The sequence below is a fragment of the Arthrobacter sp. CDRTa11 genome (assembly GCF_026427775.1).
In the GTDB taxonomy this organism is placed as follows: domain Bacteria; phylum Actinomycetota; class Actinomycetes; order Actinomycetales; family Micrococcaceae; genus Arthrobacter.
This window is the reverse complement of record NZ_CP044532.1, coordinates 265,322-288,786: the sequence shown is the minus strand read 5'-3', so window position 1 is coordinate 288,786 and position 23,465 is coordinate 265,322. Positions and strand designations below refer to the sequence as shown.

26 protein-coding genes are annotated in these 23,465 nt (G+C 64.6%); 11 read left to right on the top strand and 15 right to left on the bottom strand.

Annotation, left to right across the window (positions count from 1 at the left end; all coding sequences use genetic code 11):
* The first annotated feature begins 16 nt into the window (after window positions 1–16).
* Both F8G81_RS01340 and F8G81_RS01335 read left to right on the top strand, forming a co-directional pair.
* Window positions 17–364, top strand: coding sequence for an ArsR/SmtB family transcription factor (locus tag F8G81_RS01340; protein WP_267277253.1), 348 nt, complete (start codon window positions 17–19; stop codon window positions 362–364).
* Entirely contained in the window at window positions 361–885 is a 525-nt protein-coding gene (locus F8G81_RS01335; RefSeq protein WP_267277252.1) for a GNAT family N-acetyltransferase, read from the top strand. Before F8G81_RS01340 ends, F8G81_RS01335 begins: the two co-directional genes overlap by 4 nt.
* A 75-nt stretch (window positions 886–960) precedes the next feature.
* On the opposite strand, the gene F8G81_RS01330 is transcribed toward F8G81_RS01335, so the two are convergent.
* The gene (locus F8G81_RS01330; protein WP_267277251.1) at window positions 961–1,185 is read right to left on the bottom strand and encodes a hypothetical protein; all 225 of its coding nucleotides are present in this window, start codon (window positions 1,183–1,185) and stop codon (window positions 961–963) included.
* Window positions 1,186–1,320: 135 nt separating this feature from the next.
* On the opposite strand from F8G81_RS01330, the gene F8G81_RS01325 reads away from it, so the two are divergent.
* A complete protein-coding gene (locus F8G81_RS01325; RefSeq protein ID WP_267277250.1) occupies window positions 1,321–1,683 on the top strand; it encodes a PadR family transcriptional regulator in 363 nt (120 codons plus the stop codon).
* Window positions 1,683–3,029: a permease prefix domain 1-containing protein gene (locus F8G81_RS01320; RefSeq protein ID WP_267277249.1), complete on the top strand. Its 1,347-nt coding sequence runs from the start codon at window positions 1,683–1,685 to the stop codon at window positions 3,027–3,029. Before F8G81_RS01325 ends, F8G81_RS01320 begins: the two co-directional genes overlap by 1 nt.
* Window positions 3,030–3,091: 62 nt before the next feature.
* On the opposite strand, the gene F8G81_RS01315 is transcribed toward F8G81_RS01320, so the two are convergent.
* Window positions 3,092–3,724 (bottom strand): DUF4190 domain-containing protein, encoded by a 633-nt coding sequence (locus tag F8G81_RS01315; protein ID WP_267277248.1) that lies wholly within the window; start codon window positions 3,722–3,724, stop codon window positions 3,092–3,094.
* Window positions 3,725–3,778: 54 nt separating this feature from the next.
* Window positions 3,779–4,696 (bottom strand): nuclease-related domain-containing protein, encoded by a 918-nt coding sequence (locus F8G81_RS01310; RefSeq protein ID WP_267277247.1) that lies wholly within the window; start codon window positions 4,694–4,696, stop codon window positions 3,779–3,781.
* 236 nt (window positions 4,697–4,932) lie between these two features.
* Here F8G81_RS01310 and pgm point away from each other — a divergent pair, with 236 nt between their 5' ends.
* On the top strand, window positions 4,933–6,597 hold the full coding sequence (pgm, locus tag F8G81_RS01305) for a phosphoglucomutase (alpha-D-glucose-1,6-bisphosphate-dependent) (protein WP_267277246.1): 1,665 nt from the start codon (window positions 4,933–4,935) through the stop codon (window positions 6,595–6,597).
* Here pgm and F8G81_RS01300 read toward each other — a convergent pair.
* A complete protein-coding gene (locus F8G81_RS01300) occupies window positions 6,594–7,199 on the bottom strand; it encodes a malonic semialdehyde reductase (RefSeq protein WP_267277245.1) in 606 nt (201 codons plus the stop codon). The genes pgm and F8G81_RS01300 overlap by 4 nt on opposite strands.
* Before the next feature lie 188 nt (window positions 7,200–7,387).
* Here F8G81_RS01300 and F8G81_RS01295 point away from each other — a divergent pair, with 188 nt between their 5' ends.
* Window positions 7,388–8,740: a uracil-xanthine permease family protein gene (locus F8G81_RS01295; RefSeq protein WP_267277244.1), complete on the top strand. Its 1,353-nt coding sequence runs from the start codon at window positions 7,388–7,390 to the stop codon at window positions 8,738–8,740.
* A 23-nt stretch (window positions 8,741–8,763) separates the two neighbouring features.
* Here F8G81_RS01295 and F8G81_RS01290 read toward each other — a convergent pair whose 3' ends face one another.
* From F8G81_RS01290 to F8G81_RS01270, 5 genes are all read right to left on the bottom strand, one after another.
* Window positions 8,764–9,678, bottom strand: coding sequence for an SGNH/GDSL hydrolase family protein (locus tag F8G81_RS01290; RefSeq protein ID WP_267277243.1), 915 nt, complete (start codon window positions 9,676–9,678; stop codon window positions 8,764–8,766).
* Window positions 9,675–10,541, bottom strand: coding sequence for a GAF and ANTAR domain-containing protein (locus F8G81_RS01285; RefSeq protein WP_267277242.1), 867 nt, complete (start codon window positions 10,539–10,541; stop codon window positions 9,675–9,677). Before F8G81_RS01285 ends, F8G81_RS01290 begins: the two co-directional genes overlap by 4 nt.
* Before the next feature lie 52 nt (window positions 10,542–10,593).
* On the bottom strand, window positions 10,594–11,511 hold the full coding sequence (locus tag F8G81_RS01280; protein WP_267277241.1) for a glycosyltransferase family 2 protein: 918 nt from the start codon (window positions 11,509–11,511) through the stop codon (window positions 10,594–10,596).
* Window positions 11,512–11,694: 183 nt separating this feature from the next.
* The gene (locus F8G81_RS01275; RefSeq protein ID WP_267277240.1) at window positions 11,695–12,234 is read right to left on the bottom strand and encodes a hypothetical protein; all 540 of its coding nucleotides are present in this window, start codon (window positions 12,232–12,234) and stop codon (window positions 11,695–11,697) included.
* Between the two features lie 53 nt (window positions 12,235–12,287).
* Window positions 12,288–13,187 (bottom strand): SDR family oxidoreductase, encoded by a 900-nt coding sequence (locus F8G81_RS01270; RefSeq protein ID WP_267277239.1) that lies wholly within the window; start codon window positions 13,185–13,187, stop codon window positions 12,288–12,290.
* 219 nt (window positions 13,188–13,406) lie between these two features.
* Between F8G81_RS01270 and F8G81_RS01265 the strand changes: the two genes are divergently transcribed.
* Window positions 13,407–13,901, top strand: a complete 495-nt coding sequence (locus tag F8G81_RS01265) for a DUF6328 family protein (RefSeq protein WP_267277238.1) — start codon at window positions 13,407–13,409, stop codon at window positions 13,899–13,901.
* Between the two features lie 30 nt (window positions 13,902–13,931).
* Window positions 13,932–14,306: a LuxR family transcriptional regulator gene (locus F8G81_RS01260; RefSeq protein WP_267277237.1), complete on the top strand. Its 375-nt coding sequence runs from the start codon at window positions 13,932–13,934 to the stop codon at window positions 14,304–14,306.
* 46 nt (window positions 14,307–14,352) lie between these two features.
* Here the strand turns inward: F8G81_RS01260 and F8G81_RS01255 are convergent, their stop codons facing one another.
* The 4 genes from F8G81_RS01255 to F8G81_RS01240 form a co-directional block, all read right to left on the bottom strand.
* On the bottom strand, window positions 14,353–15,477 hold the full coding sequence (locus F8G81_RS01255) for a glycerate kinase (protein ID WP_267277236.1): 1,125 nt from the start codon (window positions 15,475–15,477) through the stop codon (window positions 14,353–14,355).
* 95 nt (window positions 15,478–15,572) lie between these two features.
* Complete coding sequence (locus tag F8G81_RS01250) at window positions 15,573–16,382, bottom strand: SDR family oxidoreductase (RefSeq protein WP_267277235.1); 810 nt, start codon at window positions 16,380–16,382, stop codon at window positions 15,573–15,575.
* Window positions 16,383–16,402: 20 nt separating this feature from the next.
* Window positions 16,403–16,825 (bottom strand): hypothetical protein, encoded by a 423-nt coding sequence (locus tag F8G81_RS01245; RefSeq protein ID WP_267277234.1) that lies wholly within the window; start codon window positions 16,823–16,825, stop codon window positions 16,403–16,405.
* A 355-nt stretch (window positions 16,826–17,180) separates the two neighbouring features.
* A complete protein-coding gene (locus tag F8G81_RS01240; protein ID WP_267279362.1) occupies window positions 17,181–17,942 on the bottom strand; it encodes a class I SAM-dependent methyltransferase in 762 nt (253 codons plus the stop codon).
* A gap of 162 nt (window positions 17,943–18,104) precedes the next feature.
* Between F8G81_RS01240 and F8G81_RS01235 the strand changes: the two genes are divergently transcribed.
* The 3 genes from F8G81_RS01235 (at window position 18,105) to F8G81_RS01225 (ending at window position 22,601) form a co-directional block, all read left to right on the top strand.
* Window positions 18,105–19,805 (top strand): ATP-binding protein, encoded by a 1,701-nt coding sequence (locus F8G81_RS01235; protein ID WP_267277233.1) that lies wholly within the window; start codon window positions 18,105–18,107, stop codon window positions 19,803–19,805.
* 20 nt (window positions 19,806–19,825) lie between these two features.
* Window positions 19,826–21,367 (top strand): putative bifunctional diguanylate cyclase/phosphodiesterase, encoded by a 1,542-nt coding sequence (locus F8G81_RS01230; protein ID WP_267277232.1) that lies wholly within the window; start codon window positions 19,826–19,828, stop codon window positions 21,365–21,367.
* Between the two features lie 172 nt (window positions 21,368–21,539).
* Entirely contained in the window at window positions 21,540–22,601 is a 1,062-nt protein-coding gene (locus F8G81_RS01225) for an EAL domain-containing protein (RefSeq protein WP_267277231.1), read from the top strand.
* A gap of 29 nt (window positions 22,602–22,630) precedes the next feature.
* On the opposite strand, the gene F8G81_RS01220 is transcribed toward F8G81_RS01225, so the two are convergent.
* Window positions 22,631–22,972 carry a YciI family protein gene (locus tag F8G81_RS01220; RefSeq protein ID WP_267277230.1) on the bottom strand — a complete coding sequence of 114 codons (342 nt, stop codon included), beginning with the start codon at window positions 22,970–22,972 and terminating at the stop codon, window positions 22,631–22,633.
* Between the two features lie 161 nt (window positions 22,973–23,133).
* Window positions 23,134–23,391 carry a DUF6480 family protein gene (locus F8G81_RS01215; protein WP_267277229.1) on the bottom strand — a complete coding sequence of 86 codons (258 nt, stop codon included), beginning with the start codon at window positions 23,389–23,391 and terminating at the stop codon, window positions 23,134–23,136.
* Window positions 23,392–23,465: the final 74 nt, after the last annotated feature.

The following is a 23,465-nucleotide window of genomic DNA, read 5'->3' as shown; positions in this document are numbered from 1 at the left end:
TTGGCATAATGGGTAGATGACTTCGCTGCCCCTGCTTGAACCAGCCACGGACACTGCCTGCTGCCCGCCGGCCGCGCCCGCCCTGGGCTCTGCCGAAGCGCACAGCACCGCGGCAGTGTTCAAGGCCCTGGCGGACCCCAACCGGCTGCGGCTGCTGTCCATCGTCAAAGCGGCAGAGGGCGGAGAGTCCTGCGTTTGTGATCTCACCGAACCGCTGGACCTTGGCCAGCCCACGGTGTCCCACCATCTGAAGATCCTCGTCGACGCCGGGCTGCTGCACCGTGAAAAACGCGGAACCTGGGCCTACTACTCGCTGGTCCCCGGCGCGCTGGAGCGCACCGCCGGACTGCTGGAAAGCCTGTGACCACTGCAGCGGCGGCAACCATAACCGTCCGCTCCCTGCACCGGGAGGATTGGCCGGCCGTTCGGAGCATCTACCAGGAAGGCATCGAGACCGGCCACGCCACGTTCGAGTCCGAAGCGCCCGACTGGGACAGGTTTGACGCTTCCCGGCTCCCCGGCCATCGGCTTGTCGCCGAAACCCTGGAGGGAAGGATCGTTGGCTGGGCCGCCGTCTCCCCCGTGTCCGCTCGTCCCGTCTACTCCGGAGTGGTGGAACATTCGGTGTACGTCGCGGGAGATACTCGCGGCCTTGGTGTTGGCGCAGCACTCCTGCGGGCCCTTTCCGAATCCACCGAAGCCGCCGGGATTTGGACTATCCAGGCCAGCGTCTTTCCGGAGAACGAAGCAAGCCTCAAACTCCATCTCGCCAACGGCTACGTGGTGGTGGGACGCCGCCAGCGCATAGCCCAAATGGCCCATGGACCGCTGAACGGAACATGGCGCGACACCATCCTGATCGAGCGCCGCTCCCCTGCCTTCTAGGGGTTAACCTCTTCGGTTGACGCCGGCTGCCACGTCGCGAAGCTGTCATCGGTTCAACGTAACAGGGCGATCCCGTCAGTTCTGGTTTCGTTCGCGCAGCCTTTGGACGTGTTCCTTCCTGGCTGCCGCGTTGAGGGGCCCGATCAGCGCCAGGTACAGACCAAGGGCGATGAAGAATGATGTCCAGAACTCAAGGAAAGTCATCAGGATGAGGGCCAGCGCCACCGCCCCGAGGAATCCCAGCGCGGCCCATTTCACCAGCCGCCGGGCCTTCGGCGGCAACGCATCGAGCGCCTTCATCTGTCACTCCCCCCGCTTGAGCGAAACGTCAGGCAATTTTAGGTTCGCCCCTGAAGGGAGGCAAGACAAGCCGCCCTTGCTATACCTAGAACTCCTATGCTTGAATGCCTTGTACATCTAGGTATAGGAGGCGCCGTGCGCATCGATAAGGACCTCGTCGCAGCCTCAGCCACTCCCCTCGTTCTGGGGATCCTGTCCGACGGCGATCTTTACGGCTACGCCATCCTCAAACGGGTGGGCGAATTGTCCGGAGGTTCCATGCAGTGGACGGACGGCATGCTGTACCCGCTGCTGCACAGGCTGGAACGGCTCGGCTATGTGTCGTCGTCGTGGGGTACTTCAGAGGCGGGGCGGCGGCGCAAGCATTACGCCATCACGCCGGCGGGACGGGCTGCCCTGGCAGACAGGCAGGAGCAGTGGACTGTTGTTGCCGATGCGCTGCGGCACGTCTGGCGGACCGGGCAGCGGCCCCCGGCACCGGCTGTGGGGTTGGCGTGATGGAGCAGCACGCTGAGCTGGAGGCCCAGATTGACCGCTGGCGCGGATACGTCCAGCGGCGCCAGGCAATCTCTGCCGCCGACATCGAAGAGCTGGAGGACCACCTGCGTGAGCAGATCGCGGACCGGCAGGCAACCGGCCTTGACGATGAGGAGGCCTTCCTCGTCGCCATCAAGCGCCTGGGCAACCTCGACGCCGTCTCCCGCGAGTACGCCCGGGAGCACTCGGACCGGCTGTGGAAACAGCTTGCGCTGGTCCCTGGGGACTCCGACGGCGGAGCGCCGCCGTACCGTGAGCTGGCCGTGGTGCTCACGCTCGCCGTCGGCGCCGGGGTGGCGGTCAAGGCCGGGCTCACCTGGATGGACGACGGCGGCATCCTGGCCCGCAATCTTGGCCTGCTCGTCTTCCCGTTCCTCGCGGCGTACTTCGCGTGGAAGCGCCGCTTCTCCTGGACAGTGGCAGTTGCGCTGCTTGTGCCATTCGCCGCCCTGGCCGTGCTGCTCAACGCCTACCCGTTTGCTTCCGGCGGCTCCACCGAGGTGCTTGCCGTCCTGCACGCCCCGGTAATTCTGTGGCTGCTTGCGGGAGTGGCGTACTCCGGCGGGAAGTGGCGGTCCGACAAACGGCGCATGGACTTTGTCCGGTTCACCGGCGAGCTGGCGATCTACTACACGCTCCTGGCCTTAGGCGGTGCGGTCCTGATCGCCCTCACGCTCGCCACCCTCCAAGTGGTGGGGGTCGACTTCGAGCCCGTTCTGGAGGACTGGATCCTCCCCTTTGCGGTGCCCGGCGCACTGGTGGTGGCCACGTGGCTGGTCGAAGCCAAGCAGCAGGTGGTCGAAAATATCGCCCCGGTCCTCACCCGGGTCTTTACACCCCTGACTATTGCCATGCTGCTGGTTCTGCTGGCCGTGCTGGCCACGGCTGGCGGCCTGGTGGACGTGGACCGCAACCTGTTGATCCTTTTGGACGCGATCCTGGTTCTTGTCCTCTGCCTGCTGCTCTACTCGATTTCGGCACGGGACCCACTGGCACCCACGGGACTGGCCGACGCGCTGCAGCTCGTCCTGGTACTCGCCGCCCTTGCAGTGGACGCTGTCATGCTGACGGCGATGCTGACCCGGATTGCCGAATTCGGATTCAGTCCCAACAAAATCGCGGCGCTGGGCCTGAACCTCCTGCTGCTGGTGCACTTGGTCCGGGCAGCCTGGCTGACGCTGGGGTTCCTGCGCGGGCGGACCAGCTTCGATGCGCTCGAGCGGTGGCAGACACAGTACTTGCCGGTCTACAGCGCCTGGGCGGCCGTGGTTGTGGTGGTTTTCCCGCTGGTCTTCGGCTTCGCCTGACCAGCGGCGGATTCTGCCGGCTAAACCTGCCTGGTCATTAGACCTTCTAGCCATCAAAGGCGTTAGTAGGAATAGCTTCCGCTTGATGCTGCCAGGACGATGATCAGCAGCCAGAAGCCACCGTAGCCGAGCAGGCACAGGTATCCCAGGACCAGGCCGGTGATGGACATACCCTTCCCTGAGGGTTCGCGCCGAAGCGCGAGGTGCCCGGTGATGATCGCCGCAATCTGCGGAAGCAGGAACCAGCCGAGAATGACTGAGACCAGGCCGCACACCATGCTGGTAATGCTCAAGCCCTTGGGCTCCACGGGCATGCCATAGTAGGCAGGCTGGCCGTAGGGGCTGGGCGGCTGGCCGTAAGCGCCTGGAGCCTGGCCGTAAACGCCGTAGGGGCTGGGCGGCTGGCCATAAGGGTTGCCAGCATGGCCATAGGGGCTGTCCGGCTGGGCAGAGGGTGCACCATATTGCTCAGAGGGCTGACCGTACGTGTTGGAGGCCTGGCCAAACTGGTTCTGGTACTGCTGCTGCCCGTACTCCTGCTGCCCGAACTGGCCCTGATCGTAGGCGGGCGGAGCAGGGGTCCCGGAACCCTGCGGCGGCACAAACTGCGGCGGCTGGTAGCCCGCCGGCGAATTGCCTGGGCCCTGCTCACCGTATCCCTGGGAATCCGGCCGGTGGGTTGGCTGGTCAGTCATGGTTTTCCCCTCGAAGTCTTTGCTTCCCAGCCTACCGTCGCCCGTATCCACGGCCTACCGTCCCCAGTAGGGCAATACGTACACGGCGAACGTGACAAAGGCCGCGAGAATCAGGAGCCCGGCCATGCCTCCCGTTCCGTGGTGGTGGGCGTTCGACTTCGATTTCCTGCCTATCCCCGCCCCACCATCCGGGCTCTTGTTAGGGGCCACTCCAGATGCAACTCCGGGGGCCGCCCCTGGTGCAACGCCACGAACAGCATGTCGTGGTCCGCGGCGTCCTCCCATGCGCCCGCGCCGCAGAGGATCTGCTTCAGCTCGCGCTCCGGACCGTACGCCTGACGGAGCAGCAGCAGGCTCCCCTTTCCGCATGACCACTGCAACTCCAGGAGGCTGCTGCCGTGCCAGCAGCTCACCCAGCTGGGCATACAGCGTCACAATGGCCTGCTGGTCCAGTACAGCGGGGAGAGCCTGGATTGCCTCAACAACCCTGTCTGTTCCAGCAACGGCCACATCTGAGCTGGTAATACCGAAGAAGTCCGGCTGCCGGGACATGCAGATCAGCGGCCGGACATACCGCCTGTGCTGCGGCACCATCACCGAAGCCACTGCGGCGCACTGTGCCAGCGCACCTTCCACCGACTGTGTCCTGGCGTAACGCCCCTGCCAGAGCACTCCTGAGGACATACGGACTTCACCGGTCCAATTCTTGGTATCCACCACCACCACACCCCCCGGCCCCACCAGAACATGGTCCAGGATGGCCTCGGGTCTTCCCGGCCATTGGACATCATGCAACAGGTGCCAGCCGCTGGAGACGAGCCCGCCAAGGCTCTCCGCAACGGCTTTCTCACCCTCGGCGTCCACATTCCGCGCTTTTGTGGCCCGCTCCGCCTGGTCGAGCTGGCGTTTCAGCCGTGCAACCCGCTCGGCAGCAAGCCTGGACTGTTCGGCTGCCCCGTCGCCTGCGCCCATGGCCGGTCCCCCTTCTCCTGCCGATTCGGCGGTGGCTGCAGTGCCGCCGTCGCCCGTTGATTCCGGTTTTTGCCGGAGTTTTTTCGAAAGTAACAGCGGCCGGAGCAGGCGGTATATAGGTACTTTCGGTGCCAAGTACTCAGGTGGGATACCTGCTTGATGACGTTCTTCCGTCACAGGGGCACCATTTTCGACGCTTCGTTTTGCCACCGGCCAGCGTCTGGCATGCTGGTGCCATGGCTAGCCGCGCGGGCACAGTTGCCCAACTCCATGACCTTGTTGACATCACTGCGCTCCTTGACGCGTACTACGACATCACGCCGGATCTCGCTGATCCGGGCCAGCGGGTGGCTTTTGGTACCTCGGGGCACCGCGGTTCCAGCCTGAAGGCATCGTTCAACGAAAAACATATCGTTGCGATCACGCAGGCCATCGTGGAATACCGCGCTGGTCAGGGCATCACCGGCCCGCTGTTCCTGGCGAAGGACACCCACGCGCTCAGCGAACCGGCACAAAACTCTGCCCTTGAGGTGCTGGCTGCCAATGGCGTCCAGGTGCTCATCGATGCCCGCCATGGCTACACGCCCACACCTGCCCTGAGCCACGCCATCCTGACGTACAACAACAACGCCACCGCAGGGGCACCGCAGGCAGACGGCATTGTGGTCACGCCGAGCCACAACCCGCCCGCCGACGGCGGTTTCAAGTACAACCCTCCGCACGGCGGCCCCGCAGACTCCGATGCCACCGGCTGGATCGCCAACCGCGCCAACGAACTGCTGGAGAACGGCCTGCGCGGCGTGAAGCGTATTCCGCTTGCGGATGCCCTCAACGCCGACACCACAGGCAAGTTCGATTTCCTCAGCAGCTACGTTGACGACCTCCCCTCAGTCCTGAACCTGAATGCAATCCGCGACGCCGGTGTCCGCATCGGCGCGGATCCCATGGGCGGCGCCGCGGTTGACTACTGGGGCGAGATCGGCGAGCGCCACCACCTGAACCTGACAGTTGTAAACCCCACCGTGGATCCGCAGTGGGCATTTATGACCCTGGACTGGGACGAAAAGATCCGGATGGACTGCTCGTCGCCGGCGGCAATGGCCTCCCTGATCAAGCGGATGTCCGACGCCGCATCATCGGGCCAGCAGGCCTTCGACGTTGCCACCGGCAATGACGCCGACGCGGACCGGCACGGCATCGTTACCCCAGACGGCGGGCTGATGAACCCGAACCACTACCTCGCCGTCGCCATTGACTACCTGTACCGCAACCGCAGCGGCTGGAACCCCGCCTCCGTGGTGGGAAAAACCCTGGTGTCCTCCTCCATCATTGACCGCGTGGCCGAGAACCTGGGCCGCAAACTCGTTGAAGTTCCCGTAGGTTTCAAATGGTTTGTACCTGGCCTGCTCTCCGGCGAAGGTGCTTTCGGCGGCGAGGAATCAGCCGGCGCCTCCTTCAACAAGCTGGACGGCAGCGTCTGGACCACAGACAAGGACGGCATCCTGCTGGCCCTGCTGGCGTCGGAAATCACTGCGGTCACTGGCAAATCCCCGTCGCAGCTGTACAAGGGCCTGACTGACCAGTTCGGTTCCCCGGTCTATGCGCGGATTGATGCCGCAGCCACCCGGGAGCAGAAGGCGGCGCTGGGCAAGCTGTCGCCGTCGGACGTCACTGCCACCGAACTGGCCGGCGAGACGATCATGGCCAAGCTGACCAGGGCGCCCGGAAACGACGCCCCCATTGGCGGCCTCAAGGTGGTCACGGAGAACGCCTGGTTCGCGGCGCGCCCGTCCGGAACTGAGGACGTGTACAAGATCTACGCCGAGTCCTTCAAGGGCGAGGAACACCTCAAGCAGGTCCAGGCCGAAGCCAAAGCACTGGTGGACGGCGTGATCGCCTAGACGGTGCGGACGACGTCCTGGTAGGAGAACTTGGGCTTGGCTTCGCCCCACGCGTCCTCTGCGGGCTGGCCGATGTTGACCACCAGAAAGCTCTTCTGGTCGCCGGCGGGGAAGAAGGCCTCGTCGATAGCACCGAAGTCGGCGCCGGTCATGGGTCCGGCTGCGAATCCGAGCGAGCGGACCGCCAGGATGAAGTAGCCGGCCTGCAGGTGGGCGTTGTTGTTGCCCGTGGCGGCGGCGAGTTCAGGGTTTGCGTCGTACATGGCCTTGGGGGCGTTGTAACCGGGCAGGAAGTTGTCCCACTGCTCAGCCCAGTCGGTGTCGTAGCTGAGGATGGCAACGAGTGGGGCGGACGCGGTCTTGGCCTTGTTCCCGTTGGCGAGGGCGTCAACGAGCTTGGTACGGGCTTCAGCGGAGCGGACATAGGTCACACGCAGCGGCTGCGAGTTGAAGGCGGTGGGGCCATATTTGGTGAGTTCGTAGATGGCCTGCGCCTGCTCCTCAGTCACCTCTCCGGTGAAGGAGTTGGCGGTGCGGGCCTGGGCGAAAATGGCGTCGATTGCGGCCGAATCGATAACCGCTTCTTCGTGGGCAATGGTCATTGGCTTACCTTTCGCTGCGCCACCCCGCCTGTGGGGGTGGCCTCTTCGCTTTCCCTAGTTGCAACTTCAACCACTCCCGGCGGCTTCCCGTGACGGTACGTGACCTTCGGCACAGCGTGGCCGAGCTGTATTCTGGGTGCCACATGATCTTCGCCCCTTGGGGCAACCCCCTTGAAAGGCCTCCGCCCATGAGCATGCTCGGAACCAAATGGAAGCTGCACGGCACCGGCAAGTCGATCCGGCCCGGACACGTGGTGGCCCCGGATGAACGGCTCGCATGGCCGCTGACCATCGGCGTCGGCATGCAGCATGTGGTTGCCATGTTCGGCGCCACGTTCCTGGTCCCCATCATCACCGGAATGCCGCCAGCCACCACCCTCTTCTTCTCCGGCATTGGCACCCTGCTGTTCCTGGTGATCACCCGCGGCCGGGTGCCCAGCTACCTTGGTTCAAGCTTCGCGTTCATCGCACCCATCATGGCGTCCCAACAGCAGTTCGGCGTTCCCGGGGCGCTGGGCGGAGTGGTGCTTGCCGGCGTCGCCCTGGCCCTGATCGGCGCCGTCGTGCAGAAATTCGGCGCCGGCTGGATCAACCGGCTCATGCCGCCCATCGTCACCGGCGCCATTGTGGCGCTGATCGGACTGAACCTGGCGCCGGCGGCCAAGATGAATTTCGACGCCGCACCGGTCACCGCCGTGATCACTTTGGCCACTATCATCCTGGTCAGCGTGCTGTTCCGCGGGATCATCGGCCGGCTGAGCATCCTGGTGGGCGTCGTGGCGGGCTACCTCGTGGCCATGATCCGCGGTGAAGTGAACTACGAAAAAATGGACGCGGCCGCATGGATAGGCCTGCCGCAGTTCCAGACCCCCGAGTTCCACGTCGGCGTCCTGGGCCTCTTTGTGCCGGTGGTGCTGGTTTTGGTGGCCGAGAACATCGGGCACGTGAAGTCCGTGGCGGCCATGACGGGCCAGAACCTCGACGGCGTCTCCGGACGCGCGCTGATGGCCGACGGCGCGGCAACTGTCCTGGCCGGCATCGGCGGCGGATCCGGTACCACCACATATGCGGAGAATATTGGCGTCATGGCAGCCACGAAGGTCTATTCCACGGCGGCGTACTGGGTGGCGGGCATTTTCGCGATTGTGCTCAGCTTTTCCCCAAAGTTCGGGGAACTGATTGCCACGGTTCCGCCCGGGGTGCTCGGCGGGGCAGCCACCATGCTTTACGGCATGATCGGCATCCTGGGCGTGAAGATCTGGGTCCAGAACAAGGTGAACTTTTCCAACCCGGTCAACCTGATCACGGCCGCCGTCGCGCTGATTATTGGCATTGCGGACTACACCTGGACCATCGGCGACCTCAAGTTCACGGGTATCGCGCTGGGCTCGGCCGCCGCACTGGTGATCTACCACGGCATGAAGGCAGTGGCGAAGGCCCGGGGCTCGGTGGCTGAGCCGGAAAGTGAACAGGCCGGCCTGCCGCCTGCGGTGAAGGCCGCGGTTAATGCCGCAGCCAAGCGCGCGCCAAAAAAGCGCTAGGGCGGCCGGCCACAGGACCGGACTTAGGCGGCGGATCCCCGGGAGAACTGGCCGGGAAGACGTCCGACTCCGAAAACCGGCCCCGCCTGGGGACGTTTAGCTGCCAGCCCCTCCTCCGAACGTAGCTGCAAACGGCGGATTACCCACGGCACCAGATACTCCCGGGCCCAAACGAGGTCTTCGGAACGGGCTTCCTTCCAGCTCCGCGCGGGGAGTTGCTTGGGCTCCAGCGGCTTCAGGGTATGGGGCACGCCCAACGCAGTGAGCACGGCGGCGGCTATGGTGTGATGCCCCAGCGGAGAAAAATGCAGCCGGTCGGGGTCCCACATGCCGGGGTCCGCCAACTCACGGAGGGACCAGAGGTCAACGATCAGGGCGTCGTGGCGGGCAGCCACCGTATGCAGGTTCTCGTTGAAAATGGCCACCTTGCCCCGGACCTGGCCCAGAACAGGCGTAGCACCCCAGTCCGGCCCTGCAAACAGGACCACAGTGGCCCCCGTCGCGGTCAGCAGGCCCACATTGTCGTCCATTTTTTCGGCCAGCTTGTCCGGGTCGCTGCGGCGGAAGACAATGTCGTTGCCGCCCGCGGACAGTGTGATGAGATCGGGTTTCAGCGCCAGCGCAGGGCCAATCTGCCGGTCCAGTATCTGCTGCATCCGCAGGCCACGGATGGCAAGGTTGGCGTAGGAGAAGTCGGGCTGGCCCTCGCTCAGCTCCTCGGCGACGCGGTCCGCCCAGCCCCTCAGTCCGCCTTCGCTGCCGGGTTCGGGATCGCCCACTCCTTCGGTGAAGGAATCACCGAGGGCCACGAAGCGATGCCAGGGGTGGGATCCCGCCTCTGGCTGGGTGGCTTCTGACTCGGTGGCCTCTGGCTGGATGGCCGCCGGGTCGGTGACCGCCAATACCAGCTCTGTCCGATCGGGATGCTGGCTGTTCATGATGGACTCCCTCCGCCGTATGGAGATTCGCCCGAGCGCGGGGACTCCGCCCCGATCAGGCTCCGGACATCAATGTTGTCCTGACCTGGTTCTTCCAGGTTCTGTTTCTCCAGATTTCGCTCCCCCAGGTCTCCTTCTCCTGTGTCCAGGTGTGAACCGGACGCCAGGACGCTCAGGGCTGCCTCCCGCAGCCCCAGGTTGTTATGCCGTGCCAGGGTCCTCAGGTACTGGAAGGCACCCTCATGGCTGAGCCCGTACTCCACCATCAGGGTCCGCACAGCAAGGTCCATGAGGGCCAACGACGTCTGCGCGACCGCCAGTTCCGCGCTGGCTTCGGCTCTTTCCGCCACGCGCAGGATCACACGGAGGGCCCTGGCAACCTGCCGGGCGTAGCTTCGGGTCTTCACAAGGTCTTCGCTGGTGAAGGCATGTGGCGACGGTGCGTAAAGGTTGATGGCAGCAACGGACCCGGCCGCGGACACAATGGGCATGGACAGCAGCGACCGGACACCGTGGCTTGCGGCGGCGGCGGCATACCCGGGCCAGCGCCGCTCCTGGGCTACATCGGGGACATGGACGAACTCGCCTGTCCGCATGGCCAACAGGACCGGCCCGTCGCCGAAGGACCACTGTTCCTGGTCCGCTGCCCGGGCCTTGGCGCTTCCCGCGGCTATGGTGTGCGCTTCCCCCCGCCGGAACAGGGTGGCGGCCCAGCTGATTCCCCGGGGGGCGCCTTGAATGTCCTGCATGAACTCATGGGTCACATCGCTGAGGAAGTTTTCGACGTCGTTGCTTTCGAAAACAACGTCCTGGGGGGCGGCCAGCGGCTCCCAGCCTGCGCCCCCTGAGGTCTCCACGGCCATGGTCCACGCCTAGGTTCGAAACGCACGGCCCACTGCAGAGCCTTTCTTTAGTTTACTTCCGCATCTGGCCCGGTGGGCCGGGGTTGTCCTCATCATTCCCGGATGCCGACTTTCTGTTGAGCACCACCTCAAACGCCTCAACCCTGCGCTCGGTCACAGTAGTGGGAGATTCCAGATGCACGGCCCCGGACGGAAGGATCCCTGCTCCGCCAAATTCCTCCATGACGTTCCACTGGGCAACGACGTCCTCGCCCGCATGGTCGCTCGGCAGGCTGGGCCAGAAGGTGAAACCTCCGGCGCGGTTCAGGGCCTTGCGGCGGAACATGGTGCAGCCACCCACCCACGCCACGCGGTACGGCACCCATTGGCCGGCCTCCAGCGAAAGATCTGCGCTCACATGGCTCAGATTGGCCGCGTTATGAAGCGGCCAGCGGAGGAATTCCGGGCGATCGGGTGTGATCCGCTCCGCCGTCACCGGCCCGTTCCAGGTTTCGAACACCTCGGTCTGCTCGGGGCGCCTGTCATGCAGATAAGAAAGCCCTTGCGGCGCCATGCCCACAAACCCGCATTGCAGTTCATCCAAGGCGGTGCTGAGCCGCTCCAGGGATCCTGGCTCCAGCCAGACATCGTCATCCAGGAACAAGCACTTATCCGCGGTGGCCTGCTCCAGCAGGAACTGGCGCTGTTCGGCCAGCCCACGCCGGGGCAGGTGGCGCAGCAGGCTGACACGGCGCCCCTGGGCACCGAGGACCCGCACCATGGCCGCCGCGGCTGGATGTTCCCAGTCGGGGCTGGCGGCGGACTGGTCGCTGACCACCACGGCGAACGCCGGCTCTGCCTGGCCGGCAAGGCCTGCCAGGGTGACCGCCAGCTCCGCGGGGCGGTCACAGGTGGGAATCAGGACATCCAGTGGAACCTCGTCCGGCGCCTGGACGCGCCGGCCCCACTGTTCAGAGGATCTTCTGCTCACGATGCACCTCCGGACTGCATCCGTGGACCATAAACGCCGATTCCCTTGAGAGTTACCCACCCGGCGAAGTGATATGCCCGCCGGCCATGCGAAAGGGTCCCCTAAAAAACCCCACAAATGCCCCCTCCACGCTCGGCGCGGAGGGGGCACTCAGGTTAGGGGAGGCTGTGCAGCTCCGGGCGGTCAGCCGGCGCTGAAGCTCTCGTCATCGTCGTCGTTGGGCGACTTTTCCCGGGGGAGGTTATTGCCGCTCCCGTCAGGCAGTCCCGCCGCATCCTGTCCGGGTTCGGAGGAAAACTGCGGCGATCCCTGGTCATCGGAATTTGACTCGTCGATCTCCGCGTCAACCGACGGGGCCACCGTGTCATCATCCATGAAACCCACATCACCTGCATCGCCGGCATCAGAGCGCCCGGCCGGTTCGAAGCCCGGATCACTGGAGTCACTCTCTGCATGGAGCTGGTCGTCAATGCCACCGAAGCGGCCCGCACCGGGCTCACCGGCGCTGTCCTTGTCTTCCTCCTCAAAGTGGCTGAGGTTGGGTGCATCGGTGGCGAACGTTTCCCCTGTGGGGCTGTCCTGGTTCAGGCCCGCGGCGTCAAAATCCTCTTCCTCGCGGGGCTGGGCGAACTGTTTGCCTCCGCCCATCTCCTGCTCCGCCGTCGGGGTGCCGTACCCGCCAACTTCTTCTTCGGGCGCGCTGTGCTGGTTGTCCTGACTCATGGTTCCTCCTGTTGGATGTGGATGAATCTGACGTGCAAACTCCTACTGAACGCTCAAAGTCCCTTGCCTCCGGTCACGGGAAGGACAGCTCCTGAGATGTATGACCCTTGCTCGGACGCCAGCAGTACGTAGGCCGCGGCGAGCTCAGCCGGCTGGCCTGCCCTTTGGAGCGGGGTGTCCTGCCCAAAGCTGGGAAGTTTGTCCGGCCATTCGGTGGCAGGGATCAGCGGGGTCCAAATGGGGCCGGGCGCAACGGCGTTGACCCTGATGCCCTTCGGGCCCAATTCCTGCGCCAGTGCTTTGGTGAAGGCCACCTGCGCCGCCTTGGTCATGGCGTAATCGATCAGCCCCGGTGAGGGGTTGAAGGCCTGGATGGAGGCAGTGGTGATGATCGAAGAACCGGCCTTTAGGTGCGGAACCGCGGCCCTGGCAGTCCAGATCAGGGAGTACAGGTTGGTCCTGAACACCCTGTCGAACTCTTCGGTGGGCAGGGATTCAAAGCTTTCGCGGTTCTTTTGGTAGGCGGCGTTGAGCACCACAACGTCCAGGCGGCCGAACTCCGAAACCGTGTCCCGGACAATGCGGGTGCTGAATTCCTCCTCGCGGCCGTCCCCTGCCAGCAGGAGGGCCCGCCGGCCGGCCTTCCGGATCCAGTCAGCAGTATCCTGGGCGTCTTCCTCTTCTTCAGGAAGGTAGGAAATTGCGACGTCGGCGCCCTCGCGGGCGAAGGCGATGGCGGCGGCCTTGCCGATTCCGGAGTCCCCGCCGGTGATCAGCGCGGCCTTGCCCTGGAGGGCGCCATGCCCTTCGTAGCTGTGCTCACCGTGGTCCGGTTTCGGATCCATGGGAGCCGTCAGGCCCGGCTGTTTTTGTTCCTGTTCCGGGAAGGGGCCGGAATGGTAGCCGCCACGGGGATCGGTGGGCGGGTCGGTCTGTTTCTGCGTATCGCTCATAGTCCACCTACTCACGTCGTCGGTTTCCGAAGGGCTCCCGTTGCGGCCGGCCCTTCGAAACTATCCCGTCCGGCGGCGCAAAGTCCACCAACCCAACGGATAATAAGTAAACTTACCAAACGTTGAAGTTGGCGCAACTTCGGCATAGCTTTGAAGCACCCGCCCCGGCGGGACGTAGACAAGACCGCAGGTCAGCGCCGGGGGCAGCGAGGAGCAGCAATGTCAGACGTGGAGGACTACACCGGAAGCACCGGCCGCAACGAGACCCGGGAAGAACAGCTGGACCGCAACTGGGCTGAGCTCCTGCAGGAACTGAGGGTACTGCAGACCGGCGTCCAGATCCTGGCCGGCTTCCTCCTGACGCTGCCCTTCCAGGACAGGTTCGACGAACTGGATGAATTCCAGGTTGTCCTGTACCTGGTCAACGTGGTGATCGCCACCCTGACCACGGCGTTTATCCTGCTTCCCGTCAGCGTCCACCGCCGCCTGTTCCGCCAGCGGCTCAAGGCAACGCTGGTGTCCAGCGCAGACACGATCACCAAGATCGCCCTGGCGGGAGTGGGCACGCTCAGCGTGGGAACCGCAGCGCTCGTCTTTGACGTGACCGCAGGCCGCCCGGCCGGGCTGACCGCCGGGGGCCTCCTGCTGGCTGTCCTCCTGGTGTTGCTCGTCTACGTTCCGCTGCACCTGAATAAACGCGCCAAGGGAAGATAACCGCCCTCATACCAAGCAGGAGGAATGGCTATGCGAAAGATCCTGGAATCCGTGATTATCGCAATGGCGCTGTTTGCCTTGTCGCCGCTGTTGGCCCACGCCGCCCACGCCGCTCCGGCGGCCCCGGCAGCCAGCATTGAGCGGGCCATGGCGGTGCAGGCTGAGGGGGCGCAGGCTGTGGCGGCACAGGCTGCCGGAGTCCAGGCAGCCGTGGCCGCCACCAACACGCCGCCTCCACCCACGGATCCGGCATCCACGGGTCCGGCCAACCCGGGAACGGGTGAAACCGGCGAGGCAGAAGCTACCCGGCTGGACTTCGCGCCGCTGGTGATTGGCGCGGTGGCTGTGGTCACCCTGGTGGTGATCCTGATCTGGCGGCGCCGCCGCAACACCACCATCGTCTAGGGGCGCTGTTTACTGGCTCGGCTGAGTCACTGCCCGCCAGCAGCTTTTATGCCCCTTCCAGAACCTGGGTGGTGGCCCACGTGAGGTACTTTGCCGCGTGTGCAATGGCGTCCTGGGGACTGGGGGCCACGTCAAGCAGTTGCGCCGCGGCTACAACGCCGTGCTGCGCCAGATCCTCAGGCGTCACCAGGATCCGCCCGGCCACCACAATCACGGGGATGCCCCGTTCCCGTGCCGCATCGGCGAGCGCGATGGGGGCCTTGCCCGTGAGGGACTGTGTATCCATGGACCCTTCACCGGTGATCACCAGGTCCGCGTCCGCCAGCTGTCCGGCCAGCCCCGTCAGGCCTGCCACCAAGGCGAACCCGCCTTCCAGCGTGGCATTGGTGAAGGCAAGGAACGACGCCGGGAAGCCGCCTGCTGCGCCTGCCCCCTGGATGTTGACGTCCCGGCCAGTCTCCTGGCGGAGGATGGACGCCCAGTTGCGGAGGCCGGCGTCGAGCAGCTCAACTGCAGCCTCGTCGGCGCCTTTCTGCGGACTGAAGACGTGGGCGGCTCCTGTCGGGCCATATAAGGGGTTCTGTACATCCACGGCAATCCGAAAGGAAACGGACGACAGCCTGGGGTCCAGCCCTGAGGTATCAAGGGCAACAACGTCGGCCAGCGATCCCCCGCCCAGCGGAACAACGTTGCCCGCGGAGTCCAGTGGCTTGAGGCCCAGCGCACGAAGGGCGCCGCTGCCGCCGTCGGTCATGGCCGAACCGCCGAGGCCCAGAACAATCTCCGTGGCGCCTGCGTCCAGGGCGGCAGCGATCAGCTGCCCGCAGCCGTAACTGTGGGCACGGAGCGCGTTCGCGGGAGTGGGCTCCATGTCGGCAAGGCCAGACGCCTGGGCCGTCTCAATGACCGCGGTAGCGCCGGCGTCGGGCAATTTATGGAAAGCCCAGGCGGCACCAACAGGTGCCAGGATTGGCCCCACCACAGCGTTCAGGCGCTCCTCGTAGCCAGCCGAAACCGCGGCCTCCAAGGTGCCTTCGCCGCCGTCGGCGATGGGGAACTGGTTGGCCACGGCGTCCGGATAAACGCGGAGCGCGCCCTCAGCGATGGCGGCTGCTGCTTCAGCGGCGGTAAGCGAGCCCTTGAACTTGTCCGGAGCAATAAGAATGCGCATGCCACCATCATGCCAGCCTGCACTTGGGAAAGCGCTTGCCCGCCCGGCATTTGGACACCCGGCATCGGAGCATTCCAACGGTTTGCAGGGCGAAGTCAGCCTTCCCGCCAGTCGTGTGCGGTGATGTGCGAGCCGCCTTGCGGACCCATCTGCAGCATGCCCCCGTCCACAACCCAGGAGGCCCCCGTGACGTAGCTCGATTCAGGCGAAGCCAGGAAAGCGATGACTGCGGCCACCTCCCGGGCGTCACCCGGCCTGCCCAGGGGAACTCCGGGGCGGTCCTTCGACGTGGGATCCTCGTCCGTCTGGCCGGTCATGGGGGTGGCAATCTCCCCTGGCGCAACGCTGTTGGCGGTGATGCCAAACTGCGCAAGCTCCAGCGCCATGGTCTTGATCAATCCGCCCAGGCCGTGCTTGGAAGCGTCGTATGCCGAGGAGCCCACCCGGGGCTGGAATTCATGGACGCTGGTTACCGCCACAATGCGCCCGCCCCGGCCTGCCTTGACCATCCGGCGCGGGGCGGCCTGCATGCACACGAAAGCGCCGTTGAGGTTCGTGTCCAGTGTGCCCATCCAGGTTTTCACGTCGAGGTCAAGGAACTTGGTCTGGTCGCCAGTGCCAGCGTTGTTGATGAAAACGTCCACACCGCCGAGTTCGTCAGCCAGGGAATCAATGACGGCGGCGGAACCACGGAGGTCAGTGGTGTCCAACTGCCGGACGGCAGCTTTTTGCCCAAGACTGCGCACTTCGTCTGCGGTTTCTTCAGCGCCGGCCTGGTCAGTGTGCCACGTGATGCCGACATCAAGTCCGGACCTGGCCAAGGCCACGGCGGCGGCCCTGCCGATGCCCGAATCGGATCCGGTGACGATCGCCGTCGTCGGGGAAAAGCCGGTGGCGTCTTCCATTGCGGCAACCTTTCAGCCCATTAGGCCGGGCGGCGCAGCCGGTATGGCGGCGACAGGAGGTCAATATCTGAGGGCTCGTCATCTTCCACCAGGCGGACCGGCGGGACGGCGAACGTCACCACCGGGCGGGCGTCATCCTCCTCGGTGGACCTGATGGTCAGGCTTCTGGTTCCAGGCGGCACGGTGGGCGTAAAAGTCTGCAGGTTCCGGGATCCGACCGTGACGGAGTCCCGCAATGAATATTCCGTGCCCTGGTGATCCTCAACGGCAATGTCCGGCGCCGGCCTTCCATTGGCGGAGGCCACATGAATGTTGACCACCAGGCCCGTTGACCAGACTTCGACGGAGAGCACGGTGAACTCGGCACTTTGCGTCAGATGGGACCCGAAGGTGGGGGGCAACAGCATCTGCTGAAGGGAGCCGATGGGGATTGGATTACGCATTGTTATTCCCGAGAGTTAAATAAAGCTTCTGTTGGAAGGCAGTGGCGGCCAGTGCCAAAACCCGGCCGTCACCACCAAAACGTTTACGCGTCTTCCCGGCCGGGATTCTCAGGGCGGAAGAAGAAGTTGGAGTCCTTGTTTTCGCTTCGCTGCTCCTGGGAGATGGAGTTCAATCCGCAGCACGCCGGAGTCAGGCTGGTCCTTGGTCCGGTTGCCTTTATCCTGTGCCACGGTACTGATCCTCTCTCCTGATAGGCCAGTTAGTAAGGGTGCTTATTAAGTACCCCGCGATCCTGGCGATGTGTCAAGAGCCGGTTTGGCGTGATGGAAACAGCCTGCAGCAGGGGTCGGGTGGCTAGCTGCGGGCCCGCAGCACGGCGAAGTAGCCCGGTACCAGGCTCGCGCCCGTCACCGCAGTCATGGGGTTCGTCTCGATCGTCACCGGGCCATCTTCCAGCAGTTCCCAGACATCTGCCGGCATGGCCCTGGCCCGCTCAACCGGCCCGAAATGGCCGGGCATGGGCAGTTCCCGGATGGCGCGCTCCAGCGGGGCGGGAATGGCGCGGGAAGTCGCGCCCAGGTGCGAGACATACTCCACCGGGTTGCCCTGGAAGTTTGTTTCGGCCAGGAACACGGCCCCCGTGGTTCCAACAATTTCCCGGAGGTTCTCCACCAGCGCTGCCTGATCAGAAGGATTCAGCACGTGGAGGACTCCGCGGATGAAGACGTTCGCGTCGGTTGCCCCGGCCAGCCCTTTCCCGGCCCCTGCCGCGGTCATGTCCCGCACCAGATAACTGACGTTGTCCAGCTCCGCCGATTCCCTGGTGGCACGCGCCACCGCATGGGCGGAGACATCCACTCCAATAGCCTGCGGGAACAAGGCTGCCAGGTCGCGGGTAAAACTGCCGTGGCCACACCCAATGTCAACCACCGGCAGTCCGGGATCCAGGTGCCGTTGCAGGATGTCGCGGTAACCCAGCAGCTCGTGGTCGCTCCCGGAGTCCCACAGCACCTCTCCCTGCGGCCCAGTCCTGGCAATTCCGGCCCAGTATCGGTCCCACGCGACGTGCCTGTCCTTGGGCGCGGACCGGGACAGCCGGATGAGGGTGGGGATCATCAGGTACTTCTGCAGGGCAGAGCGCACGAGTTTCAGGACGGAAGACACCGTCCAAATATAAGTCCCGGGCCTCCCGTTGGCCTGTATCGCCGGCTCCGATGTTTCGTCACGATCAGCCTCTGCCCAACGCATACGGGACCAGCAGCGGCGCATCCCCCTAGAATGAAGTCAATCAGTAGCGAAGGGGGCAGGGTGGGGGCTGGCACACCATTCGTCGAGACTGCATCTGTCGCGACTGCGCTGCGAACTGCCGTCGTGGCAGACCCCGACGCCGGGCGCCGGGACTTCATCGAGGCAACACTTCTGGCCGCAGGCTACACAGTCCGTGGGGCCGGCGATGCCGGCGCAGCCACAGCGGCCCTCGACGCCGGGGGCGCGTCAGTCCTGGTGGTGGACAGTTCGCTGTCCATGGTGGAGGCAGACATTCCGGTCCTGGTCCTGGTGGACCTGGACAACCCTGCAGAGGTGGCCGCTACTGAGCGCCCGGGCATCCGGGACTGCATTGCAAAACCTCCTGCAGCGCGTGAACTCGTCCACCGGACCACGGCGCTGATCAATCTTGTGGCGCGGCGGGCAGACGCACGGGCAGAGGCTGAGGCCCTGCGCGAACAGCTGCGGCTCGTTTCGGCCGCTGTCCGCGGCACCAACGATCCTCAGGAGATCGCGGACTACGTGGTTGCGGGATTTGGCAGGACATTCAGCGCGGACCGCGTCTGGCTGACCACTTTTGAAGATGACAGGGTGCCGCGAATTACCGCCCAGTGGAGGAGGGCGGGGCTGAAGCCTCTCCCGGCCGGCCTGCTGACGGACGAGGAATCGGCGCTTCGGACGGCTGATCTGCTCTGGTCACAAGCGGAGTCACTGACTTTTGACGGAGGGGAGCAGCCTGATGGCGCCGCACGGAGCCGGCTGCCGGGGTCCCTCCAGAAACTGAACGCCACGGCCTCGGTCCTGGTTCCCATGGGGGAAGGCGACTCGTCCCTTGGCCTCATCTGGATCGCTCTGATGGACAAGCCCCGGAGCTGGTCACGCGCCGAGCTCGGGCTGATCCAGCACGTTGCCGGAAACGCCGCGCATGGGCTGATCCAAAGCCACCTGATCAGCAGCCAGCAGCAAGTGGTCAAACAGCTTCAGCACCTGGACAAGGCCAAGACCGACTTTCTTGCCACCGTCAACCATGAACTGCGCACCCCGCTGACATCGATCATGGCCTATCTGGACATGATCCAGGAGAGCACTGCCGATCCAGTGTCCAGTGAGGTCCACCAAATGCTGGACATCGTGGTCCGGAACACCGAGCGGCTGCGGCTGCTGATCGAGGACATGCTGAGTGTGTCGCGGGACGGGCATACGGAGAGCCCGCTTCACCTGACGCCCGTGAGGCTGGGGCGGACCCTGGACATCGTCGCCGGAGCGCTCAGGCCGCTGGCTAAGCTCCAAAACGTCACCATCGCGGTGGAACCTGTCCGGGAGGACCCGGAAATCATGGGTGACGAGGTCCAGCTGCAGCAGGTCTTCACCAACCTTGTCTCCAATGCCATCAAATTCACGCCAAGCGGCGGGAAGATCCAGGTGGGCAGCGTGTCAGATACTGCCCCTGACGGTACGCGGTGGGCCACAGTGAGTGTGGCCGACACCGGAATCGGCATTTCCACCGACGAGCTCGCCCATGTTTTTACGCGCTTCTACCGGGCGTCCAACGCCATGGCCGGGGCGGTTCCGGGGACGGGGCTTGGGCTGGCCATCACCCAGGACATCGTGAACCGGCACGGCGGCAGAATTCATGTCGCTTCAGAACTCGGTACAGGCACAACCGTCACTGTCAGCCTCCCCCTGGACGCCGGCGGGAACCACGCCAACTGATCCCGGAAGGAGGAAACCAGATGTTCGCTGACAATGATCCCAGGCTCGCCAAGCTGCTGGATGGCATTGTCCGCCTTGCCTCTGGCGACCTCCAGTCACGCATCGAGGTTTCACCTGCACGGGACGAGCTCGATGCCATCATCATGGGCACCAACCTGCTGGCCGAGGACCTGCAGATCATCTACGAGGAACTTGAGCAGCGCGTCGAGGTCCGCACCCAACTGCTCCATGAAGCCCATCTGGAAATGCAGAAAATGGCCATGCAGGACCCCCTCACGGGCCTGGCCAACCGCTCGGCCCTGCTCGCAGCCCTGAAGTCGGCGCAGGGCGACGAGGCGTCGGAGGCTGAACCACCGGTCATTTTGCTGCTGGACCTGGATGCCTTCAAGTCCATTAACGACACGCTGGGGCACACGGCGGGCGACCAGGTCCTGATCACCGTGGGGGAACGCATCCGGGAGGCTGTGCGCGTCACGGATGTAGTGGCCAGGCTGGGTGGAGACGAGTTCGCCATCGTGATGCCCGCAACAGACCCGGACCAGGCATCAATCGTCGGCCGTCGCGTCCTGGCTGCCCTGAACCGGCCCATCGAGTTGCCGGACCGAAGCATCCGCTGCGGGGCAAGCCTGGGATTGAGTGTCGGCGGCAGGGGGCAGCGGCCGGAGGATATCCTCATGCAGGCCGATGTTGCCATGTACGCCTCCAAAGCCGAGGGACAGAACAGGCTCCACATCTTCGAACCGGGACTTCTGCTGGTCCGCCGGCTCCGCAGCCAACTGCTGGATGACCTCCGCGCCGCCATCCGGGGCGAGGGCCTGATGCTCTACTACCAGCCGGTGGTTGAGCTTGCCACCGGGCAGATCGAGGGAGTCGAAGCCCTGGTCCGCTGGAAGCATCCCACCCGCGGCCTCATCATGCCGGACGAATTTATCCCGCTCGCGGAAGAGGCGGGGCTCATCTCTGAGCTCGGGGTCTGGGTGCTGAAGGAAGCCGTAGGCCAGCTCCGTCGCTGGATCTCCGACGCCGCTGTGGACAGCAGGTTCTCGGTCAGGATCAACATTTCCGCCAGCGACCTCCAGAGCCTTCAGTTCATTGAGGACGTCCGTACCGTGCTCAAAGAAACCGGGGTCCGTGCCGAGCAGGTTGTCCTGGAGCTGACGGAAATGGCAATCGTGAAGGGAAATGACCTGGACCGCTACTCACTGGCCGGTTTGCGCGGGCTGGGTGTGGGCATTGAGATCGACGATTTCGGCACCGGCTATTCGTCGATCAGCTACCTCCGAAAGCTGCCGGTGGACCGGGTCAAAGTGGACCGCTCACTAATTGTGGGCCTGGGATCTGACCCCAGCCAGCCCGAACTGGTTGCTGCTGTTCTCCAGCTGATCAGGGCCTGCGGCCTGGAGGCCGTCTGGGAAGGCGTGGAAACAGCCGAACAGGCTGAGCACCTGCGGCGTCTTGGCTGCCTGAGCGCACAGGGCTATTTCTTCAGCCGGCCGGTGCCGGCCGAGCAGATTCCAGCCTTGGTGGCCGCCGCATCCTCCGCGGGTAATACCAGTCCATAATCCTGTAATTGCTGCGCTTTCCGCCGTGCCGATATACGATCAGCATGCGGTGTCCGGTTTCCAAGCCAAAGGGAATCGGGCTTAATCAAGAAGTAACGTATTCCGAAGGCATCTGAAATTGAACAATGAAGCGGCCAACGGGCCATTACTTCGTCAACTGGGGGCGTAGCTAATGTCGGTTCGGGTACAAGCGTGGGGAATTATTGCTGCGGTGCTGGCGGATTCCGATCCTGCCGGGGCGGCAACACGTCAGCGTCTCAGCAACCGGCTGGACGAAAACCCGGGAGTCCCCGAAAGGGCCCTCCTGGAACATCTTCTTGAATCCAGGCAGCAGGATGCCCTGAAGGAGGGCAGCTCCGACGCCGTCCGCACACCATTGCCGCTGGAGGGCATGCCGCCGCGGCTGGTTGAGCAGCTGGATACCCTGATGAGTCAGTCCCGGATCAGTTCATTGCTTGAGAACCAGATGCTGATGACCGCCTTCCAGCCCATCTACGGCCTGGCGGACCAGAGTGTTGTGGGAGCTGAAGCCCTCTCCCGGTTCGTCAGTGACGACGGCGCCAGCGCCGAGCTGTGGTTCGCGGAAGCAGCGGCAGTAGGCCTGGGAGCCAATCTGGAATTCTCGGCACTGGGCTCGGCCGCTGCAGCAGCAGCCAAACTTCCCCCGCACCTTTACGTATCCCTGAACATCTCGCCGTCGTCCTGCATTGACCCCCGGCTGCCTGAATTGTTTGACCACATTGAGTTGCCCATCAACCGAATTGTGCTGGAATTGACCGATGGAATTCCGGACGAAGAATACCTGCATTTCATTTCTGCAATTACACCCCTGCGTGAACGCGGGCTTCGGATTGCCATCGACGATTCCCAGTCCGGCGCGGGGATCCTGAGCCGGATGCTGCACCTCCGTCCCGATTTCATCAAGCTGGGCAGGAACATCATCGGCGGGGTGGACCACGATGCCTCGCAATACGCCCTGGCAGCCTGCATGGTGGACTTTGCTGAGCAGATCGGCTCGGTGCTGGTGGCCGAAGGCGTTGAAACCCCGGATGAGCTCCGTATCCTGACCGAGCTCGGGATCAGCGCAGGCCAGGGATACCTGCTGGGGCGCCCCTCCGTCCGGCCGAAGGACTGGGCGGCCTGGAATACACCACTGGACCCGGACGGGCTGGCACAGCACGCCCGCAAGGCAGGCCGCCTGGCGGAAGGCTCCGGGGCAAAAGACAAGCACTAACCAGGCCGGCTGGGACCTTCCAGCGGGTCCTAGCTGGCAGGGTCGTAATGGAAAGCGCGCACCTCCTGGGCGCAACGGCAGGCGGCCGCCAACTTCGCGGCCCACTCCAGGGCTGCATCGTAGGAGGGCAGTTCCAGCACTGAGTAGCCGCCGTCGAGCTGCGCCGCCTGCGGATAGGTGCCCTCGCGCACCGTCCCATCGCCGTCCACCATGACAGGTGGGACGCTCTCATCGATGCCACCGCCGAACACCCAGACACCGGCGTCCTTCGCCTCCTGAACCACCGCGCGCGACGCGACCGAAGCGGCCTGCAGGACTTCGTCAGGGAAGTCCATGGCGGCGCTCGGAAACGAGATCAGATACTTGGTCATCGCGTCGATTCCTTCTTCGCAGTCCCGGGGTCGTATTCATCCTTGCCGGTGCCAAGGTGCCGCGCAACGATATCGGCCGCACAACCGATCATGGGGCCTTGGATGCCGGGGCCGCCCTCGTATCGGTTTTGCAGGTGCACGGAACCAGGCGGGGACAACGGCTACTCGTCGTGACCCTGGTCCCCGCTCATCTGGTCCTCCGCCGGCGGCGTCTCCCCCGGCGGGACTCCGCCGCCAGGCTCCAGGCCCGTGACGTTGCCCTCCAACGGATCGGGATTGGCGGAATCGGCCGAGTCCTTCCCCGGCCCATCCTGTCCGCGCTCCTGCTGGCCGGCGCCCTGCTGTCCGGCTCGCTGCTGTCCGGCTGCGCCGGGCTGATCAGGGTTGGCTGGATCGTTCTCCGGATGGTAGCTGCTCATGGTGCTGTTCCTTCCTGCGACGGGCTGCGGTTCCTTCCCCAGCTCTGGACTAATTGTAAGCATGCTGATAATTC

Bases quoted from the DNA above. Each gene is read 5' to 3' on its own strand.
- F8G81_RS01290 (WP_267277243.1), bottom strand. From the start codon at position 9,678: ATGAACAGCCAGCATCCCGATCGGACAGAGCTGGTATTGGCGGTCACC.
- F8G81_RS01265 (WP_267277238.1), top strand. From the start codon at position 13,407: ATGTCAGACGTGGAGGACTACACCGGAAGCACCGGCCGCAACGAGACC.
- F8G81_RS01285 (WP_267277242.1), bottom strand. From the start codon at position 10,541: ATGGCCGTGGAGACCTCAGGGGGCGCAGGCTGGGAGCCGCTGGCCGCC.
- F8G81_RS01295 (WP_267277244.1), top strand. From the start codon at position 7,388: ATGAGCATGCTCGGAACCAAATGGAAGCTGCACGGCACCGGCAAGTCG.
- F8G81_RS01245 (WP_267277234.1), bottom strand. From the start codon at position 16,825: ATGCGTAATCCAATCCCCATCGGCTCCCTTCAGCAGATGCTGTTGCCC.
- F8G81_RS01310 (WP_267277247.1), bottom strand. From the start codon at position 4,696: ATGGGCGCAGGCGACGGGGCAGCCGAACAGTCCAGGCTTGCTGCCGAG.
- F8G81_RS01260 (WP_267277237.1), top strand. From the start codon at position 13,932: ATGCGAAAGATCCTGGAATCCGTGATTATCGCAATGGCGCTGTTTGCC.
- F8G81_RS01300 (WP_267277245.1), bottom strand. From the start codon at position 7,199: ATGACCATTGCCCACGAAGAAGCGGTTATCGATTCGGCCGCAATCGAC.
- F8G81_RS01275 (WP_267277240.1), bottom strand. From the start codon at position 12,234: ATGAGTCAGGACAACCAGCACAGCGCGCCCGAAGAAGAAGTTGGCGGG.
- F8G81_RS01315 (WP_267277248.1), bottom strand. From the start codon at position 3,724: ATGACTGACCAGCCAACCCACCGGCCGGATTCCCAGGGATACGGTGAG.
- F8G81_RS01235 (WP_267277233.1), top strand. From the start codon at position 18,105: ATGAAGTCAATCAGTAGCGAAGGGGGCAGGGTGGGGGCTGGCACACCA.
- F8G81_RS01215 (WP_267277229.1), bottom strand. From the start codon at position 23,391: ATGAGCAGCTACCATCCGGAGAACGATCCAGCCAACCCTGATCAGCCC.
- F8G81_RS01255 (WP_267277236.1), bottom strand. From the start codon at position 15,477: ATGCGCATTCTTATTGCTCCGGACAAGTTCAAGGGCTCGCTTACCGCC.
- F8G81_RS01225 (WP_267277231.1), top strand. From the start codon at position 21,540: ATGTCGGTTCGGGTACAAGCGTGGGGAATTATTGCTGCGGTGCTGGCG.
- F8G81_RS01330 (WP_267277251.1), bottom strand. From the start codon at position 1,185: ATGAAGGCGCTCGATGCGTTGCCGCCGAAGGCCCGGCGGCTGGTGAAA.
- F8G81_RS01320 (WP_267277249.1), top strand. From the start codon at position 1,683: ATGGAGCAGCACGCTGAGCTGGAGGCCCAGATTGACCGCTGGCGCGGA.
- F8G81_RS01250 (WP_267277235.1), bottom strand. From the start codon at position 16,382: ATGGAAGACGCCACCGGCTTTTCCCCGACGACGGCGATCGTCACCGGA.
- F8G81_RS01240 (WP_267279362.1), bottom strand. From the start codon at position 17,942: ATGATCCCCACCCTCATCCGGCTGTCCCGGTCCGCGCCCAAGGACAGG.
- F8G81_RS01230 (WP_267277232.1), top strand. From the start codon at position 19,826: ATGTTCGCTGACAATGATCCCAGGCTCGCCAAGCTGCTGGATGGCATT.
- F8G81_RS01220 (WP_267277230.1), bottom strand. From the start codon at position 22,972: ATGACCAAGTATCTGATCTCGTTTCCGAGCGCCGCCATGGACTTCCCT.
- F8G81_RS01270 (WP_267277239.1), bottom strand. From the start codon at position 13,187: ATGAGCGATACGCAGAAACAGACCGACCCGCCCACCGATCCCCGTGGC.
- F8G81_RS01340 (WP_267277253.1), top strand. From the start codon at position 17: ATGACTTCGCTGCCCCTGCTTGAACCAGCCACGGACACTGCCTGCTGC.
- pgm (WP_267277246.1), top strand. From the start codon at position 4,933: ATGGCTAGCCGCGCGGGCACAGTTGCCCAACTCCATGACCTTGTTGAC.